Source organism: Pedococcus bigeumensis (assembly GCF_039531795.1).
GTDB lineage: Bacteria > Actinomycetota > Actinomycetes > Actinomycetales > Dermatophilaceae > Pedococcus > Pedococcus bigeumensis.
Window position 1 is genome coordinate 547164 of record NZ_BAAAQS010000003.1, and the last position, 15080, is coordinate 562243.

Genomic DNA, 15080 nt, shown 5'->3' on the forward strand with positions numbered 1-15080 from the left:
AGACGTCCCACGAAGCCATCTCCCACCGTGACGTGGACGGGGCCCCCCATACCGGGGACTCCCTCGCTGCCGAGGAAGCACTGGAGTCCCTGGCTGCCGTCGTTTCACGTGAAACGGACGACCGTGAGGAGGTGGCCTCCGCGCTTCCGCAGGGCGACCGGGACACCCCCCTCGCCCGCGCCGTCGCCGCAGACGCCCGCAAGCGGATCGCCCTGACCGGTCGGGTCTTCCCCAAGCCACCGGCCACCCGGGTGCTGACCGTGGCGAACCAGAAGGGCGGGGTGGGCAAGACCACCACCACCGTCAACATCGCTGCGGGTCTCGCCCAGGCCGGGCTCACCGTGCTGGTCATCGACATCGACCCGCAGGGAAACGCCAGCACCGCGCTCGGGATCGACCACCACGCCGAGGTGCCGAGCATCTACGACGTGCTCGTCGAGGGCACGCCGCTCGCGGACGTCGTGCAGGAGTGCCCCGACATCGCCGGACTGTGGTGCGCCCCGGCCACCATCGACCTGGCGGGAGCCGAGATCGAGCTGGTTTCGCTCGTGGCTCGCGAGACCAGGCTCCAGAAGGCGATCGCCGCCTACCTCGAGCAGCGCCTCACCTCGGATCGCCCGGCACCCGACTACGTGCTGATCGACTGCCCGCCGAGCCTGGGACTGCTGACGGTCAACGCGTTCGTCGCGGCCCAGGAGGTCTTCATCCCGATCCAGTGCGAGTACTACGCCCTCGAGGGCCTCTCGCAGCTGCTCAAGAACATCGAGCTGATCCGCAACCACCTCAACCCGACGCTGCACGTGTCGACGATCCTGCTCACCATGTACGACGGACGGACCCGACTCTCGGCCCAGGTGGCCGACGAGGTGCGCAGCCACTTCCCCGACCAGGTGCTCCGCAACACGGTGCCCCGGTCGGTGCGGATCTCCGAGGCGCCGAGCCACGGGCAGACCGTGATGACCTACGACCCCAACTCCAGCGGTGCCCTGTCCTACCTGGGAGCCGCCGCAGAGCTCGCCGATCGCGGCGCTGCCTCCGCCGACCACCAGACCGCCTCCGCGCAGAACTGAGAGAAGAAACCATGAGCGAGAAGCGTCGCGCCCTCGGCCGGGGCCTGGGTGCCCTCATCCCCAACGCCCCGACCTCCCCCAACGGCCGTCCCGTGGACGTCTTCTTCCCCGACTCGCGCCCCGGCGCAGCCACGGCGTATGCCGGTGGGTCCCGAGGTGCCGATCAGGACCAGGGCGGGGGAGTGACCCAGGCCGATCCCGACGCGGTGGACGGCTCCATCGCCACCGCCACGACCGACGGCGCAGCCGAGACGGGCTCGGCAGCGCCCGTCGCCGAGGGCGGCGACCAGGACGTCCGCGAGGCCGCAGGCGACGAGGGTTCGGACCTCGCTCCGGTCCCGGGGGTCTCCTACGGCGAGATCCCGGTCGAGCAGATCCGGCCGAACCCGCGCCAGCCCCGCTCGGTCTTCGACGAGGACGACATGGCCGAGCTGGTGCACTCGATCCGTGAGATCGGCGTGCTCCAACCGATCGTGATCCGGCCCATTCCTGCAGGTCAGGGGCCTGACGAGCTCGACAACGCGGCCGACGGCGTGCGTTACGAGCTGATCATGGGAGAGCGCCGCTGGCGCGCCTCACAGGAGGCCGGCAAGGCCACCGTGCCGGCCATCGTCAAGGAGACGGAGGACGACGACCTCCTGCGCGACGCCCTCCTGGAGAACCTGCACCGCAGCCAGCTGAACGCGCTCGAGGAGGCCGCGGCATACCAGCAGCTGCTCGAGGACTTCGGCTGCACGCACGACGAGCTCGCCTCCCGGATCGGTCGCTCACGCCCGCAGATCTCCAACACGATCCGGCTGCTCAAGCTGCCGCCGCTGGTGGCTCGCAGGGTCGCCGCCGGAGTCCTGTCCGCCGGCCACGCGCGGGCCCTGCTGGGCCTGGCCGACGGTGCGGCGATGGAGCGGGTCGCCCAGCGGATCGTCGCCGAGGGCCTCAGCGTCCGGAACGTCGAGGAGATCGTGGCCGTGGGTGGTCCCGACGAGGTGGCCAAGCCGCGTCGTCCGCGGGCCGGCAGCCGCCACCCGCAGCTGGACGACCTGGCCGCCAGGCTCTCCGACCGCTTCGACACCCGCGTCAACATCGCCCTGGGCCAGCGCAAGGGCAAGCTCACGGTCGAGTTCGCCTCCGTGGAGGACCTCAACCGGATCGTCGACATGCTGGGGCTGGACCGCAGCGCCTGAGTCGTCGGGGTGAAGCGCCGAAAAACGTTGTGGCAGTAGCGAGTTGGTGCCGCAGCGTCAGCTGTGGGAAGCGAGGTAGGCGCGCAGGTCGCCGAGTCGCAGGACGCCGGTCGTGGCCGTGTCGTCGTCGCCCATGTAGAGCCGCTGGAGGCTGACCAGGACGGCTTCGGCGAGGGTGTCGCGGAACAGCGGGTCGGCCAGCCGGGCCGCGTCGCTGGGGTGGGTGAGGTAGCCCGCCTCGACGCGCACCGCAGGCATGCGGGTCTGCTGGAGCAGGGCCCACGAGCGGCCGTGCGAGCGGCAGTTCTCCAGCCCGGTGCGGGCCACCACCTCACGCAGCACGAGGTCGGCCAGGTGCTCGCCGACGGCCGACCAGGACGTCTTGCGGTCGCGACCGAAGAAGAAGGTGGCCACCCCGCTGGCCTCGGCCGCGTCATGGGAGTCGCAGTGCAGCGAGAGCACGAGGTCGGCCCCGGCATCGTTGGCCAGTGCCGCCCGTTCCTCCTCGGTGGGGCTGGTGTGCTCGGTGCGGGTGTAGATGACGGAGACGCCGATCGCGGTCAGCCGGCCCTCGATGCGTCGGGCGAGGTCCATGACGACCTCGGCCTCGACCAGCCCGTGGGCGACGGCGCCGGTGTTGGAGCCGCCGTGGCCGGGGTCGAGCACCACCACGCGGCCCGAGAGGCTGTGCCCCGACCGGCGGACCAGCTCGCGCTCGCGCAGCACGTTGGCCGACCCGCCGGACACCGAGCGGCGCAGGTCGTCGAACGCCCGGAGTGTGTCGGGGCCCACCGATCCGTCGCCGGACAGGCCGTAGGCCCGCTGGAAGCTGCGGACGGCGCGCTCGGTCTCCGGCCCGAACCGACCGTCGACCCGGCCGGCCGCGAAGCCGAGCGTGTTGAGCCGCTCCTGCAGGGTCACCACGTCCTCACCACGCTGGAGGTGTCCGGGCGTGTGCAGGAGGATCCGGTCACCGAGGGCCCAGCGGGCGCCGTCGATGGCGGTGAACGTCTCCACGCCCACGACGCCGTCGACGATGAGGCCCTTGTGCTGCTGGAAGGCTCGCACGGCCCGCTCCAGCGAGGCGTCGAACTGGGCGGGGTCGTCGGCGTGCAGGTCGGGACGGTCAGGCAGCTGGTCGTCGGGCAGCGCGGCCAGGCGGGCCCGCACGTCCGCCACCTCGGGTCCGTGGCTGCCGAGGCCGAGCAGGCCGTACTTGCTGTCTGACACGCGGCCTCCTCGGCAGGGCGGGTGACGGCCGGCGAACGGGTCGTCGTGGATGGATGTTTGTGCAGGTCAGCGGTGCTGCGCCGACACCGGGTGGGATGTCTCCCGACGCGTCCGTGTCTGACGCCCGAGCCTAAGTCAGAACCGGGTCACGGACCAACCGGACAGGCCAGGGAACGACCATGCCGGTCGCGCCCAGCATCGGGCGCGACCGGCATCGGTCAGACAGCTGGTCGGCGTGGTCTCGCTCAGCCGAGGTAGTCGGCGAGCTCACGGACGAGCTTGGGCTTGGGCATGGCCCCCACGAGGGTCTTGACGACCTCGCCACCGACGTAGACGTTCAGGGTCGGGATGCCGGTGATGCCGTAGCGGCTGCTGACGGCGAGGTTCTCGTCGGTGTTGAGCTTGACGATCTCGATCTTGTCGGCGTGCGCGACGGCCAGCTCCTCGAGGATCGGGGCGACGGCGCGGCACGGGCCGCACCAGGGTGCCCAGAAGTCCACCAGGACCGGCTTGTCTTTCTGGAGGACGTCGGCCTCGAAGGTGGCGTCCGTGGTGTCCTTGATGGCTCCCACTCGGGGGCTCCTTTCGGTGGTGCTGCGGTTGATGACTGGTCTGCGTTGTTGCTGGTCTGCGGTGTTGCTGTTCAGCGGTGTTGCCGTTCGGCGGGGTGGCTGGCTGTGCGGTGTGGCTGCGGCTGCCTGTCATGATCCCCGCTGGGGGTGACAGGCGGACCGGTGGGGGCCGGCGCGTCCGGGTCGGTGCGTCAGGTCAGTGGGTGAGGGCCGGCTCGTCGGTGAGGGCGACGTCGGCGGCAGGGGCGCCGGCGTGCTCGCGGTCGGCGAGGTAGCGCTCGGCGTCGAGGGCCGCGGCACAGCCGGAGCCCGCCGCCGTGATGGCCTGCCGGTAGGTGTGGTCGACCAGGTCACCCGAGGCGAAGACCCCCGGGAGGTTGGTCAGCGTCGTGCGGCCCTTGACCAGGACGTAGCCCTCGTCGTCGAGGTCGACGACCCCCTTGACCAGCTCGTTGCGCGGGTCGTGGCCGATCGCGACGAACAGGCCGGTGACGGGCAGCTCACGGGTCTGCCCGGTTTCGGTGTCGCGCAGCGTGATGCCGGTCAGCTTGGCGTCGCCGTGGATGGCCTCGACGGCGGAGTTCCAGGCGAACTTGATCTTGTCGTTGGACAGCGCCCGCTCGGCCATGATCTTGGAGGCCCGCAGCTCGCCACGACGGTGGACGATGGTCACCGAGCGGGCGAACTTGGTGAGGAAGGTCGCCTCCTCGACGGCGGAGTCGCCGCCGCCGACGACCGCGATGTCCTGGTCGCGGAAGAAGAAGCCGTCGCAGGTCGCGCACCACGAGACACCGTGGCCGGACAGCCGCTTCTCGTCGGGCAGGCCGAGCTCACGGTAGGCCGAGCCCATGGCGAGGATGACGGCGTGCGCGCGGTAGGTGTTGCCCTCGGCGTCGACGACGGTCTTGACCTCACCCTCGAGGTCGACCGACTCGACGTCGTCGGTGATGATCTCGGCGCCGAACCGTTCGGCCTGGGCCCGCATGTTCTCCATCAGGTCGGGACCCATGATCCCGTCGCGGAAACCGGGGAAGTTCTCCACCTCGGTGGTGTTCATCAGGGCCCCACCTGCGGTGACGGCGCCCTCGAAGAGCAGCGGCTGGAGGTTGGCGCGGGCCGCGTACACGGCGGCGGTGTAGCCCGCCGGGCCCGAGCCGATGATGATCAGACTGCGGATGTCAGCGGGTGCGGTGGTGGTCACGCGGTTACAGCCCCTTGTGGTCGAGAAGGCGGTGCACCGCAACATACGGTGCCGGACTCTTCAACTGATCGTAGGGCCTCGATGTTCCCTGCTGCCGCCTGACCGGCCCGACGCGCGGGGGACCGGCTGGTGAGGCGGGCGACAGGCGCCGCAACCGGCCTGCGGCGGCCGCTCAGGGGAGGGTGAGGGGTCCGGCGAGCAGCCGGGGGTGCTGCGCGTCGCAGTCGGGGGCCACGGCATACACCGACTCGGTGCCGCCACGGTCGACCAGCGCGATCACGGCAGGGACGCCGTCGAGGGTTGCCACGTCGCCCCGCACCCGGAGCCCGTCCTGCACCCCGAGCGCGGTGAGGCAGCTGCGCAGCCCGGCCTCGCCGGAGGGCACGGTGGTGTCCTTGGCGGCCGAGGACGCCTCGAAGGTGGTGCCCAGCGCCGCCGCCTGCGTGGCGAGGCCGGCAGTCGTGTATGCCGTGCCGGTGGCGGCGAGGGCCACGTCGCCGACCGAGCCGCGCACCCGCTGGTCGCCGAGGGTGGTCGGCCGGGGCACGGTGGGGCCGGGTGCGGCGGGCGCGCCGCCGGAGTCGGCCTGGGCACCGGTGTCGCCCTCGGCGCTGCTGGCGCTGTCGGCCGAGGAGCTGCCCTGCAGGGACGCCATCACGTCACCGGGACCGGTGCCGGTCAGCAGGGCGGGCAGGCCCACCGCGAGGACCACGGCGGCCGCGGCAGCGGCGCCCAGGTGCTGCCAGCCCCAGGTGCGCCGCCGCAGGGGCACGACGGTGCCGCCCTGGCGGGCGGACTGCTCCTGCGCGATCGAGGCGCTGATGCGGGCGACCAGGTCGGGCGGCATGGGCCCCGGGTCGGGCAGCGCCGACAGGAGCGCCCGGATGCCGGTGGGGTCGTGCTCCGCGTCGTCGGGGTGTCGTGCGCCCGGGCGGTGCGGCCCCTGCGAGGAGCTCCCGTGCGGGGGGACGCCGCTGTCCGCCGGGGGCACGGGGGGTGTGCTCACCACGACTTCCTCCAGACGGTCGGTGTCGGTTGCGTGGTCGCGCGGCTGCCGGTGCGGACACGGCGGTGGCGACATGTGTACGACGTCACGGCTGCCCCGATGGTTCCCGCAGGAGCTCGGCCATGGCGTCGCGACCCCGGCTGCACCGCGACTTCACGGTGCCCTCCGCGACCTCCAGGACGGCGGCCGCCTCGGCGACCGACAGCCCGTGCATGTCGACGAGGATCAGCGCCATCCGCTGGCCCTCGGGAAGGCGGTCGAGCGCTTCGCGGACGTCGAGGCGGGTGTCGACCGAGGACGGCGCGTCGTGGCGGTCGGCGAGCTCGTGCTCGGGCAGCTCACTGGTCGGTTTGTCGCGCCTCAGCCGGTCGAGGCAGGCGTTGACCACGATGCGGTGCAGCCAGGTGGTGACCGCCGCGTCACCGCGGTAGGACCCGGCCCGCCGGAAGGCGGAGATGAAGGCGTCCTGGACGCAGTCCGAGGCGAGCTCCCGGTTGCGGGTGGTGCGCAGGGCCACCGCCCACATCCGGTCACGGTGCCGGCGGAACAGCTCGCCGAACGCCTCCGGGTCGCCCTCGACGTGCGCGCGGAGCAGCTCGCGGTCGTCCTGCTCGTGCAACGGGAGGCTGCTCATGGGTGCGCCGGGCGGCTGGCCGGGGCCGGCTCAGCTGACCGTGACCTCGGCGAGCGTGGCGCGGAAGCGGCCGTCGGACACCCGGGTCACCGCGGTGAACCAGACGAACACGTACTGGCCCTTGACGATCGACGGTGCCTTGAGGGTGACGGTGCCGGACTTGCCCTTCGAGCTGCCGACCTCGGTGGCACTGCCCAGGGAGTCACGGTCCTCGCCGACGTAGACGGTCACGTCGGCGGCGTTGGGCAGCACCAGCTGGACCGTCGACACGCTGCGGTTCTGGCCGAGGTCGAGCCGCAGGCCGACGCCCTTCTTGAGGCCGCCGAGGTTGGCGCTGGCGTAGCCCTCGGAGCTCCAGTAGGTGTTGGCCTTGCCGTCGAAGACCCGTGGGGCCTCGCCGTTGCGCTCCGCGCCGTCGCCCTCGGGGTCGAAGCCGGTGGCGCTGAGGATCGCGAACGACTCACCCCCTGGCTCGCCCCCGCTGCTGTCCGGGGCCGAGGGGGTGACGGTGACGGCCGGGGCGGTCACCTTGACGGTGTTCTTGGGAGCGGGGGTGCCACCCAGCCCGAGGTCACTGTTCGAGCCGATCCTCGACGCCCCCCAGAAGCCGAGCACGGTGGCCACGATGAGGAAGGCAGCCATGATGACCAGGACCACCTTGGTCTGGTCACGGGTCGGGGCCGTGCCGGTCTCGGCGGAGAGCATCGGCAGCGGTGGTCCGAGCGGCTCCCGGCCCTCGACGAGTGCGTCGTCGAGGGAGATCCGGCGCTGCTCGGCGCGCTCTTCGGCGGCCTGGCGCTGCGCGCGGCGCTCGGCCGCCTTGTCGGCGGCCGCACGGGCGAAGGTGCCGACCCGGTGGGCCGCTGCCCCGGCCGCCTGGCCGGCGGCGTGACCTGCGGTGCCGAGGGCGGTGCCCACGGCGCTCGCGGCTGCGGCGGCCTGGCCGGCAGCAGCCGCGCCGGTCGTCGGCTGGTCGGGAGCCGCACCGGCGTCGTGGTCCGGGCCGAGCTCCGAGACAGGCACCCCCTCGTGGTCCGTCTCGTGGCCGGTCTCGTGGCCGGTCTCGTGGCCGGTCTCATGGTCGGTCTCATGGTCGGTCGCACCGGTGACGGGGATGAGCGGCTGGGTGGGGGTGGGCTCGCCGAGGGCCGCCGCGCCGAACGCCGCGCCGGCCGGCTCGTCGGGCTCGGCGGTGACCGGCGCGAAGGGACCCTGCTCGTCGGGGTGCACCGGCGGCGGGGGAACCGGCGGCGCAGGCACGGACGAGAGGGCTGCATCGAGCTCGTCGCGCGGCAGCGCGATCGTGCGGGTGCTGCCGTCGTCGACCGGTCGGGTCCCGCCGAGGCCCTGCACCTGCGACATCGCCCACGGGGCGATCTGGCTGGCGAAGTCGCCCGGGGTGAGCGGGCCCTGGTCCTCGTTGAGAGTGAGGCGGCACAGCGCGTCGAGGTCTCCGGGCACACCGGCCGCGATCTCGGACGGCGCGGGCACGCCGCCGACGACGTGGGGGGCTGACTCGAGCCCGGCGACGTGGCCGGGCAGCGGCCACCGGCTGGTCAGCGCGGCATACGTGATGGCCACGACGCCGATGGCGTCGGTGCGGGCCGCGCGGGTGGCGTCGACGTCGTCATCGGCGGCCATCGCCGCGGTGGTGGCCACGCCACGCACCTTGATGGTGCCGTCGTGGGCGCGCAGGATCGAGTGCGGGGTGAGCCGAAGGTGGTGCAGTCCGCGACCGCGGGCCGCCTCGAGACCGGTGGCGGTCTCGCCGGCGATGCGGCGCACCTCCTCGGCGGGCAGGCCGCCCTGCTCGAGGAGCTGGGTCAGGGTCTGGGAGTCGGAGATGGCTTCCTCGACGAAGAACGCGATGCCCTCGGAGCGCCCGACGTCGAGCACCCGCACGAGCCGGTGGTTGTCGAGGCCGGCGGCTCGTCGCGCGGCGTCGAGAGTGGTGTCGGCGTGGGACTCCTGCTCGGAGAAGCAGACGATGACCACATCGCGCTCGAGGGTCGTGTCGTGGGCCGACCAGCGTTCGGCCTTCGGCAGCTGTTCGAGCCGGCGTTGGACGGCGTAGCGGCCGCCCAGCACCGTCGAAGGGCCTACCCCGTGCACGCTGCCTCCTACGATCTCGTCCACCACGCCAGGTCCGATGCGCCACCCCGGCTGACCAGCCGTCCGCGGCATCATCCTAGGGCGTGCTGCTCAGGAGGGGCGTCGACGCACGCGGCGCACCAGCGGGTCGAGCAGCAGGGCGACCTCCCGGACCCGCATGAGGTGGGCGAGCGTGAGCGCGAGGACGACGAACACCCCTCCACCGGCCACGACCTCGACCACCGCGCCGGTCCAGGACCGGCCGTCGACCCCCGCAGCCTCCAGCGCACGCACGCCCAGCCAGGTCAGGATCCCGGCGGCGGCGGACGCCAGCGCAAGCCGCACGTAGCTGCGGATGCTCGACTGCAGGTGCAGCGGGCCGAGCCGGCGGCGCAGCAGCACGAACCCGAGCAGCGCGGCGGAGAGGTTGCTCAGGGTCTGCCCGAGGCCGACCACGATGCCGGTGTGGACCGGGTCGACGGTGGCCGCGACCAGGTTGGCGACGGTGGCCACGACCGTGACGACCACCTGCAGGCGGAAGGGCGTCCTGGCGTCCTCGTAGGCGTAGAAGACCCGCTGGATGAGGTAGAGCCACCCGAAGGGGACCAGGCCCAGCATCATCGCCACCATCACCTGCCCGATCGCGGCCGACTCCTGCGGGGTGTTGTCGAAGAAGGCCACCCGCGCGGCCTGCGTGCCCAGCACCACCATGGCGACCGTGCCCGGGACGAGCAGCACCGCGGGCATCCGCAGGCCGCTGCCGAGGTCGGCCACCACAGCGTCGCTGTCGCCACGGTTGGCGGCCTGGGAGAGCCGGGTGAAGAGGGCGGTCACGAGGGAGACGGTGATCAGCGAGTGGGGGAGCATGAAGAGCAGGAAGGCGTAGCCGTAGGCGGCGAGTCCCGCGCCCACCTGCCCGCGCCCCTCGAGCAGGTGGGTGGCGCGAGTCATCACCTGCGAGGTCACGATGTAGCCGGCCTGGCTCAGCGCCACCGCCGCGAAGGTCCAGCCGGCCACCTTGGACGCACTGCGGAGCCCGACGCCGCGAAAGCCCCACACCGGGCGGTAGCGGAACCCACTGGCGCGCAGGGGCAGCCACAGGGCGACCGCCTGCACGGCGACGCCGAGGGTGGCGGTGCCCGCGAGGATCCAGATCATGCCGGGGGTCCACTCGGCGACCTTGACCGAGGCGGGGTAGGCCACCTTGAACCAGAGCAGCCCGCCGATGGCGACCAGGTTCGCCAGCCCCGGCGCCCACATGTATGCCGCGAACTGCCCGCGCGCGTTGAGCACCTGCCCGAACAGCGTGTAGAGGCCGTAGAAGAAGACCTGGGGAAGGCAGATGAACGCGAACGCCACGGCCAGCCCGACCGCGTCGGAGTCCCACTCACTGGTTGCGAACACGCGGACCAGCAGCGGAGCGGCGAGCGTGACCAGGACGGTGGCTCCGACCAGGAGGGCCAGGGATAGGGTCAACAGGCGGTTGACGAAGGCGTGGCCGCCGTCGTCGTGGCTCGCCGCCTTGGTGATCTGTGGGACCAGGACGGCGTTGAGGACGCCACCGGCGAGCAGGAGGTAGAACTGGTTGGGCAGCGTGTTGGCCACCTGGAACGTGTCAGCGGCGAGCCCGATGCCGACCGCGCCGCTGAGCAGTGCCGCGCGGCCGAAGCCGAGGAACCGGGAGACGACGGTCCCCGCGGCCATCAGGGCGCTGGACCGGGCGAGGCTGCGCTCGCCGGACGGGGCGTCGGTCATCGGTCGACGGTCATGCGGTGGTGGCCTCTCGGGGCAGCGGGTCGGGGGACGCGCCCGGTGCTGTGCCGGGCCGACGTCGGAAGGTCCGCACGATACCCAGCAGGAGGATGGCGCCGGCCACGCCACCCAGGCCCCAGTAGATCCAGTGTCCGGTCGGGGTCACCCGCACCTGCACGTCGGCGCCCTGTCCGATGACGGTGCCGTCGGGTGTGGTGAGCGTGGTGCGCAGGGGGACCGGACCGGCGGCCAGCGCGGTCACGCTCACCGTCACGGTCGCCCGACTGTGCGGCCCGATCCGGAGCACGGCGGGCTGGCTGTCGATCCGCAGTCGTGGGTTCGAGGCCTCCACGGTGAGCTTCACGTCATCGACCGGGACCCCCAGGTCGTTGGTCACGGTGATCTGGAGCCGGCCGGAGTCGGCCAGGAAGTTGATCGTGCTGGCCACCACCTTGACTGCGGTGGTCGTCTGGCGCGCGGCGTCGGAGACCCGTCCACTCAGGGTGTTCCAGGCGGTGGGGGCGGATCGCCAGCGGGTCGAGGCGAGCTGCTCGGCGGCCCGGGTCCAGGTGCGCAGGAACGCGTCACCGTCGTCGCGGATCTGGGCCACGCCGCGCACCGTGCGGACGGTCTGCTCGAGCTGCCCCACCCGCTGCGTCGTCAGCACCGCCCGACCGCCGGTCACGGGCGCGCTCGGACGGGTCACGGGGGCCGAGCTCGTCGCGACCGCCCGCCGCGCCGACGCCAGCACGGCGTCGGTCGTCGTCGGGGCCAGCCAGGGGATCGTCGCCGTGGCGGCGAAGAAGCTCCGGGCGGTCTCCGGGTCGGGGTTGAACGAGCGCGGGGCGGCCACGAACACGCTGCGGCCCTCGGTGCCCGGGAGCTCGTTGAGGAGGGCCACCGAGTCGGCGACGAACTGTTGGGTGCTGAGCACCCCGTCCGAGGCCGACGTGGTGCGGGCCAGCAGCCCACTGAGGGAGTCGTCGTAGACGAGCAGCGGCAGCCCCGCGGTGCTGCGCTGCGCCGCACTGGGGGTGTTGACCGAGCCGGCGGGGGTCAGCGCCGAGGCCGCGGTCACCTGACCTGCGAGGGCCGGCACGCGGAAGACCCGGCGCAGGGCGCTCTCCCGGCTCGCGGTGTAGCCGCCGTCGGCGGGCCAGGCGACGTCGGCCCGGCCCGCGAGCTGGGCGGCCACCCGGTCGGCGCGGTCCACGAAGGTGCGCATCAGCGGCTCGCCGGCCCGGATGCCGGCGACGGCGGCCAGGTCGGCGTCGGTGTCGGGCAGCACCCAGGGGGTGTGTCGTGCGGCCAGGTCGGTGATCTGCTTCTCGGTGGCGGCCCGGATCGCGCCCTCCTGCCGCCCCTGGGGCGAGTCGGCCTCGAGGTCGACGTCATCGGGCAGCAGGGTGGGGGTCAGCGTGGGGTCGATCGCCCAGGTGACCGGTGCGTCCTCGGTGGCCCGGATGACCCGCGAGACGCGTGAGCCGTCGCCCAACGCCTCGTTCCAGGCGATCTCGCGGGCCGCGCCGCTGCCGCCGAAGAGGTTGGGGTCGGGGTCGAGGGTGAGCGGGGCTGCCCAGCTGATCGACATCGGCTGGTACTGCTTGGTCTGCTGGTAGCCCGCGAACGTCCTGATGCTCGCCGCGCCCGACTGGATGCTGATCGGGATGGCGCCGTAGGCGGCCGGGCCGAGCGCGGCCAGCTTGGGGACCCGCACCGAGAAGCCCTGGCTGCCCCCCGCGGGCACGGTGCCGGGCAGTCGGCTCTGCCCCACGACCTTGCCGGCGGCGGGACCGGTCTGGGCGGCCCAGTCGCGGACCGCCTTGCGGGTCGGTTCCATCGACCCCATGACCACGGCGACGGTCGGGCGAGCCAGCGCGGCGCCGGTGCCGTTGTGCAGCGTGCCGGTGACGACCAGGTCGTCACCGGTCCTGGCGACGGCCGGGGTCACCGAGCCGAGGTCGAGCGTGACGTCGGCCGCCGACGCCTCGGACGCCTCGGCGGAGGGGTGGGCAGGGGAGGCGGGGGCAGCAGGAGAGGCCGGGTTCGCCGCGGGCGCGGAGGTGGCGAGGGCAAGGCTCGCGGGCAGCGCCAGCGCCGCCGCGGCGAGCACGCGGCATACCGAAGCGCGGGGCATCACTCGTCTCCGGCCAGTCGCTGCCAGGCCTGCCTCGCGATGCGCCGTTCGTTGGGGAAGGTGAGGTGCTCGTGGGCCTCCCGCAATGGCAGCCACGCGACGTCGATGGCCTCGTGGTCGGGGTCGTTCTCGATGGTGAGGTGACCACCGGTGGCCTCGAGGAGGTAGTGGTGCACGAACTTGTGGATCCGCCGCTCGCCGGTGGCGAACCAGTAGTCGATGGTCCCGAGCTCGGTGAGGACCCGGCCCTCGATGCCGGTCTCCTCCTCGACCTCGCGGGCGGCGGCCTGCTGGAGGGTCTCGCCCTGCTCCATGTGTCCCTTGGGCAGGCACCACTCGATCCGACCGGCCCGGTTGCGGCGGGCGATCACCGCGATCCGGGCGATGCCGTCCTGCACGTCGACGACGATGCCCCCGGCGGAACGCTCCTCGACCGAGGGCAGCCGGGGCCGGGTGGGCGCCAGTCTCTCGGGGTCGCGGGCGGGGGACGTCACCGTGCCACTCTAACGAGCGCCTACCCTTGACCTCCGTGTCCACCGCCGATCCCCGCGAGCCGCTGCCCGAGCTGATGCGCCGGGCCACCGCCCACCTCGCGCCGGTCGTGCCGCTGCTGACCGAGCTCGGTGAGCTCTTCGCAGCCCGGGGCCACGAGCTGGCCCTGGTCGGGGGACCGGTGCGGGACGCGTTCCTCGGGCGCAGGTCGCCCGACCTCGACTTCACGACCAGCGCCACGCCCGACCAGTCGCTGGCCATCCTGCGCTCGTGGGGGGATGCCCACTGGGACATCGGCCGCGAGTTCGGCACCATCGGAGCCCGGCGTGGCGAGCACGTGGTCGAGGTCACCAGCTACCGGGCCGACGCCTACGACGGCCAGACCCGCAAGCCGGTGGTCGCCTTCGGCGACAACCTCGAGGACGACCTGGTCCGGCGCGACTTCACCGTCAACGCGATGGCCATGCGCCTGCCGTCGATGGAGTTCGTCGACCCGTATGCCGGGTTGGCCGACCTCGCCGCGCGTCGCCTGCGCACGCCCGGGCCGCCGGAGGTGTCCTTCGGCGACGACCCGCTCCGGATGATGCGGGCCTGCCGCTTCGTGGCCCAGCTCGGGGTGGACGTGGCGCCGGAGGTGGGCGCGGCGATGACCGCGATGGCAGCCTCGATCGGGATCGTGTCGGCCGAGCGGGTCCGTGACGAGCTCACCAAGCTGCTGCTCGCGCCGTCGCCGCACGCCGGGCTGCGGCTGCTCGTCGAGTCGGGGCTGGCCGACCACGTGCTGCCCGAGCTGCCGGCCCTCAAGCTCGAGATCGACGAGCACCACCGGCACAAGGACGTCTACGAGCACTCCCTGCGGGTGCTCGACCAGGCGATCGCGCTCGAGGGTCCGCCCGACGGCCCCGAGTCGTCGGTGCCCGGGCCCGACCTGGTGCTGCGCCTCGCGGCGCTGCTCCACGACATCGGCAAGCCGGCGACCCGGCGGTTCGAGTCGGGGGGTGGGGTCTCCTTCCACCACCACGAGGTGGTCGGCGCCAAGCTCACCGCCAAGCGGCTCAAGGCCCTGCGCTTCGACAAGGACACCGTCAAGGCGGTGTCCCGCCTGGTCGAGCTGCACCTGCGGTTCCACGGGTACGGCGACGGGGCGTGGACCGACTCGGCGGTGCGTCGCTACGTCACCGACGCGGGTCCGCTGCTCCCGCGCCTGCACCGGCTGACCCGCTCGGACTCGACGACCCGCAACGCCCGCAAGGCCGCCCGGCTGTCGCAGACGTACGACGCGCTCGAGGCCCGGATCGAGGCGCTGATGGAGGCCGAGGAGCTGGCCAAGGTGCGCCCGGAGCTGAACGGCAACGAGATCGCCGAGGTGCTCGGCATCACCCCCGGTCCGGTGCTCGGTCGCGCCTACGCGTTCCTGCTCGAGCTGCGGCTCGACCAGGGCATGGTCGGCCGCGACGCAGCCGTCACGGCCCTGCGGCAGTGGTGGGCCCAGCAGCCGGAGAGCCGCTGACGCCCAGGGCCTGCGTCGAGGCGGCCGTCTGCGGGCGAGATGTGCCGGTATGCCGCGTGAAAAGGGGGTTTTGTGGGTTTGCCCACCTGTGGGAGCCTTGCCCCTGACTGCGACGGCGCGCGTGGGCAGGTGGGGAAGAGGCCGTGGGGGAGTTCTCCCCATTGGTCGAGGTCACCATCGGGCCTAGCCTTCGCGGTGCACTCT

General features: G+C 72.9%; 12 protein-coding genes. 3 read left to right on the top strand and 9 right to left on the bottom strand.

The features are described from left to right. The first annotated feature begins 32 nt into the window (after positions 1 to 32). A complete protein-coding gene (locus tag ABD262_RS13235) occupies positions 33 to 1070 on the top strand; it encodes a ParA family protein (RefSeq protein WP_425564866.1) in 1038 nt (345 codons plus the stop codon). Between the two features lie 11 nt (positions 1071 to 1081). After that, on the top strand, positions 1082 to 2251 hold the full coding sequence (locus ABD262_RS13240; RefSeq protein ID WP_344136846.1) for a ParB/RepB/Spo0J family partition protein: 1170 nt from the start codon (positions 1082 to 1084) through the stop codon (positions 2249 to 2251). A gap of 57 nt (positions 2252 to 2308) precedes the next feature. Here the strand turns inward: ABD262_RS13240 and ABD262_RS13245 are convergent, their stop codons facing one another. The 9 genes from ABD262_RS13245 to ABD262_RS13285 form a co-directional block, all read right to left on the bottom strand. Continuing rightward, on the bottom strand, positions 2309 to 3481 hold the full coding sequence (locus ABD262_RS13245) for an N-acetylmuramoyl-L-alanine amidase (RefSeq protein ID WP_344136849.1): 1173 nt from the start codon (positions 3479 to 3481) through the stop codon (positions 2309 to 2311). 245 nt (positions 3482 to 3726) lie between these two features. Then, positions 3727 to 4053 (bottom strand): thioredoxin, encoded by a 327-nt coding sequence (trxA, locus tag ABD262_RS13250; protein WP_056921368.1) that lies wholly within the window; start codon positions 4051 to 4053, stop codon positions 3727 to 3729. Between the two features lie 196 nt (positions 4054 to 4249). Then, a complete protein-coding gene (gene trxB, locus ABD262_RS13255) occupies positions 4250 to 5254 on the bottom strand; it encodes a thioredoxin-disulfide reductase (protein WP_344136853.1) in 1005 nt (334 codons plus the stop codon). Positions 5255 to 5426: 172 nt separating this feature from the next. Continuing rightward, positions 5427 to 6260 carry a hypothetical protein gene (locus ABD262_RS13260; RefSeq protein WP_344136856.1) on the bottom strand — a complete coding sequence of 278 codons (834 nt, stop codon included), beginning with the start codon at positions 6258 to 6260 and terminating at the stop codon, positions 5427 to 5429. Positions 6261 to 6345: 85 nt separating this feature from the next. After that, entirely contained in the window at positions 6346 to 6894 is a 549-nt protein-coding gene (gene sigM / locus ABD262_RS13265; RefSeq protein WP_344136859.1) for an RNA polymerase sigma factor SigM, read from the bottom strand. Positions 6895 to 6924: 30 nt separating this feature from the next. After that, positions 6925 to 9006, bottom strand: coding sequence for a hypothetical protein (locus tag ABD262_RS13270; RefSeq protein ID WP_344136862.1), 2082 nt, complete (start codon positions 9004 to 9006; stop codon positions 6925 to 6927). 90 nt (positions 9007 to 9096) lie between these two features. After that, positions 9097 to 10740, bottom strand: coding sequence for a murein biosynthesis integral membrane protein MurJ (murJ, locus tag ABD262_RS13275; protein ID WP_344136865.1), 1644 nt, complete (start codon positions 10738 to 10740; stop codon positions 9097 to 9099). 10 nt (positions 10741 to 10750) lie between these two features. Continuing rightward, the gene (locus tag ABD262_RS13280) at positions 10751 to 12874 is read right to left on the bottom strand and encodes a DUF6049 family protein (RefSeq protein ID WP_344136868.1); all 2124 of its coding nucleotides are present in this window, start codon (positions 12872 to 12874) and stop codon (positions 10751 to 10753) included. Next, the gene (locus ABD262_RS13285; protein WP_344136871.1) at positions 12874 to 13368 is read right to left on the bottom strand and encodes an NUDIX hydrolase; all 495 of its coding nucleotides are present in this window, start codon (positions 13366 to 13368) and stop codon (positions 12874 to 12876) included. Before ABD262_RS13285 ends, ABD262_RS13280 begins: the two co-directional genes overlap by 1 nt. A gap of 74 nt (positions 13369 to 13442) precedes the next feature. Here ABD262_RS13285 and ABD262_RS13290 point away from each other — a divergent pair, with 74 nt between their 5' ends. After that, positions 13443 to 14876 carry a CCA tRNA nucleotidyltransferase gene (locus ABD262_RS13290; RefSeq protein ID WP_344138211.1) on the top strand — a complete coding sequence of 478 codons (1434 nt, stop codon included), beginning with the start codon at positions 13443 to 13445 and terminating at the stop codon, positions 14874 to 14876. Positions 14877 to 15080 lie beyond the last annotated feature (204 nt).

Bases quoted from the DNA above. Each gene is read 5' to 3' on its own strand.
- ABD262_RS13240 (WP_344136846.1), top strand. From the start codon at position 1,082: ATGAGCGAGAAGCGTCGCGCCCTCGGCCGGGGCCTGGGTGCCCTCATC.
- sigM (WP_344136859.1), bottom strand. From the start codon at position 6,894: ATGAGCAGCCTCCCGTTGCACGAGCAGGACGACCGCGAGCTGCTCCGC.
- murJ (WP_344136865.1), bottom strand. From the start codon at position 10,740: ATGACCGACGCCCCGTCCGGCGAGCGCAGCCTCGCCCGGTCCAGCGCC.
- ABD262_RS13280 (WP_344136868.1), bottom strand. From the start codon at position 12,874: ATGCCCCGCGCTTCGGTATGCCGCGTGCTCGCCGCGGCGGCGCTGGCG.
- ABD262_RS13290 (WP_344138211.1), top strand. From the start codon at position 13,443: ATGCGCCGGGCCACCGCCCACCTCGCGCCGGTCGTGCCGCTGCTGACC.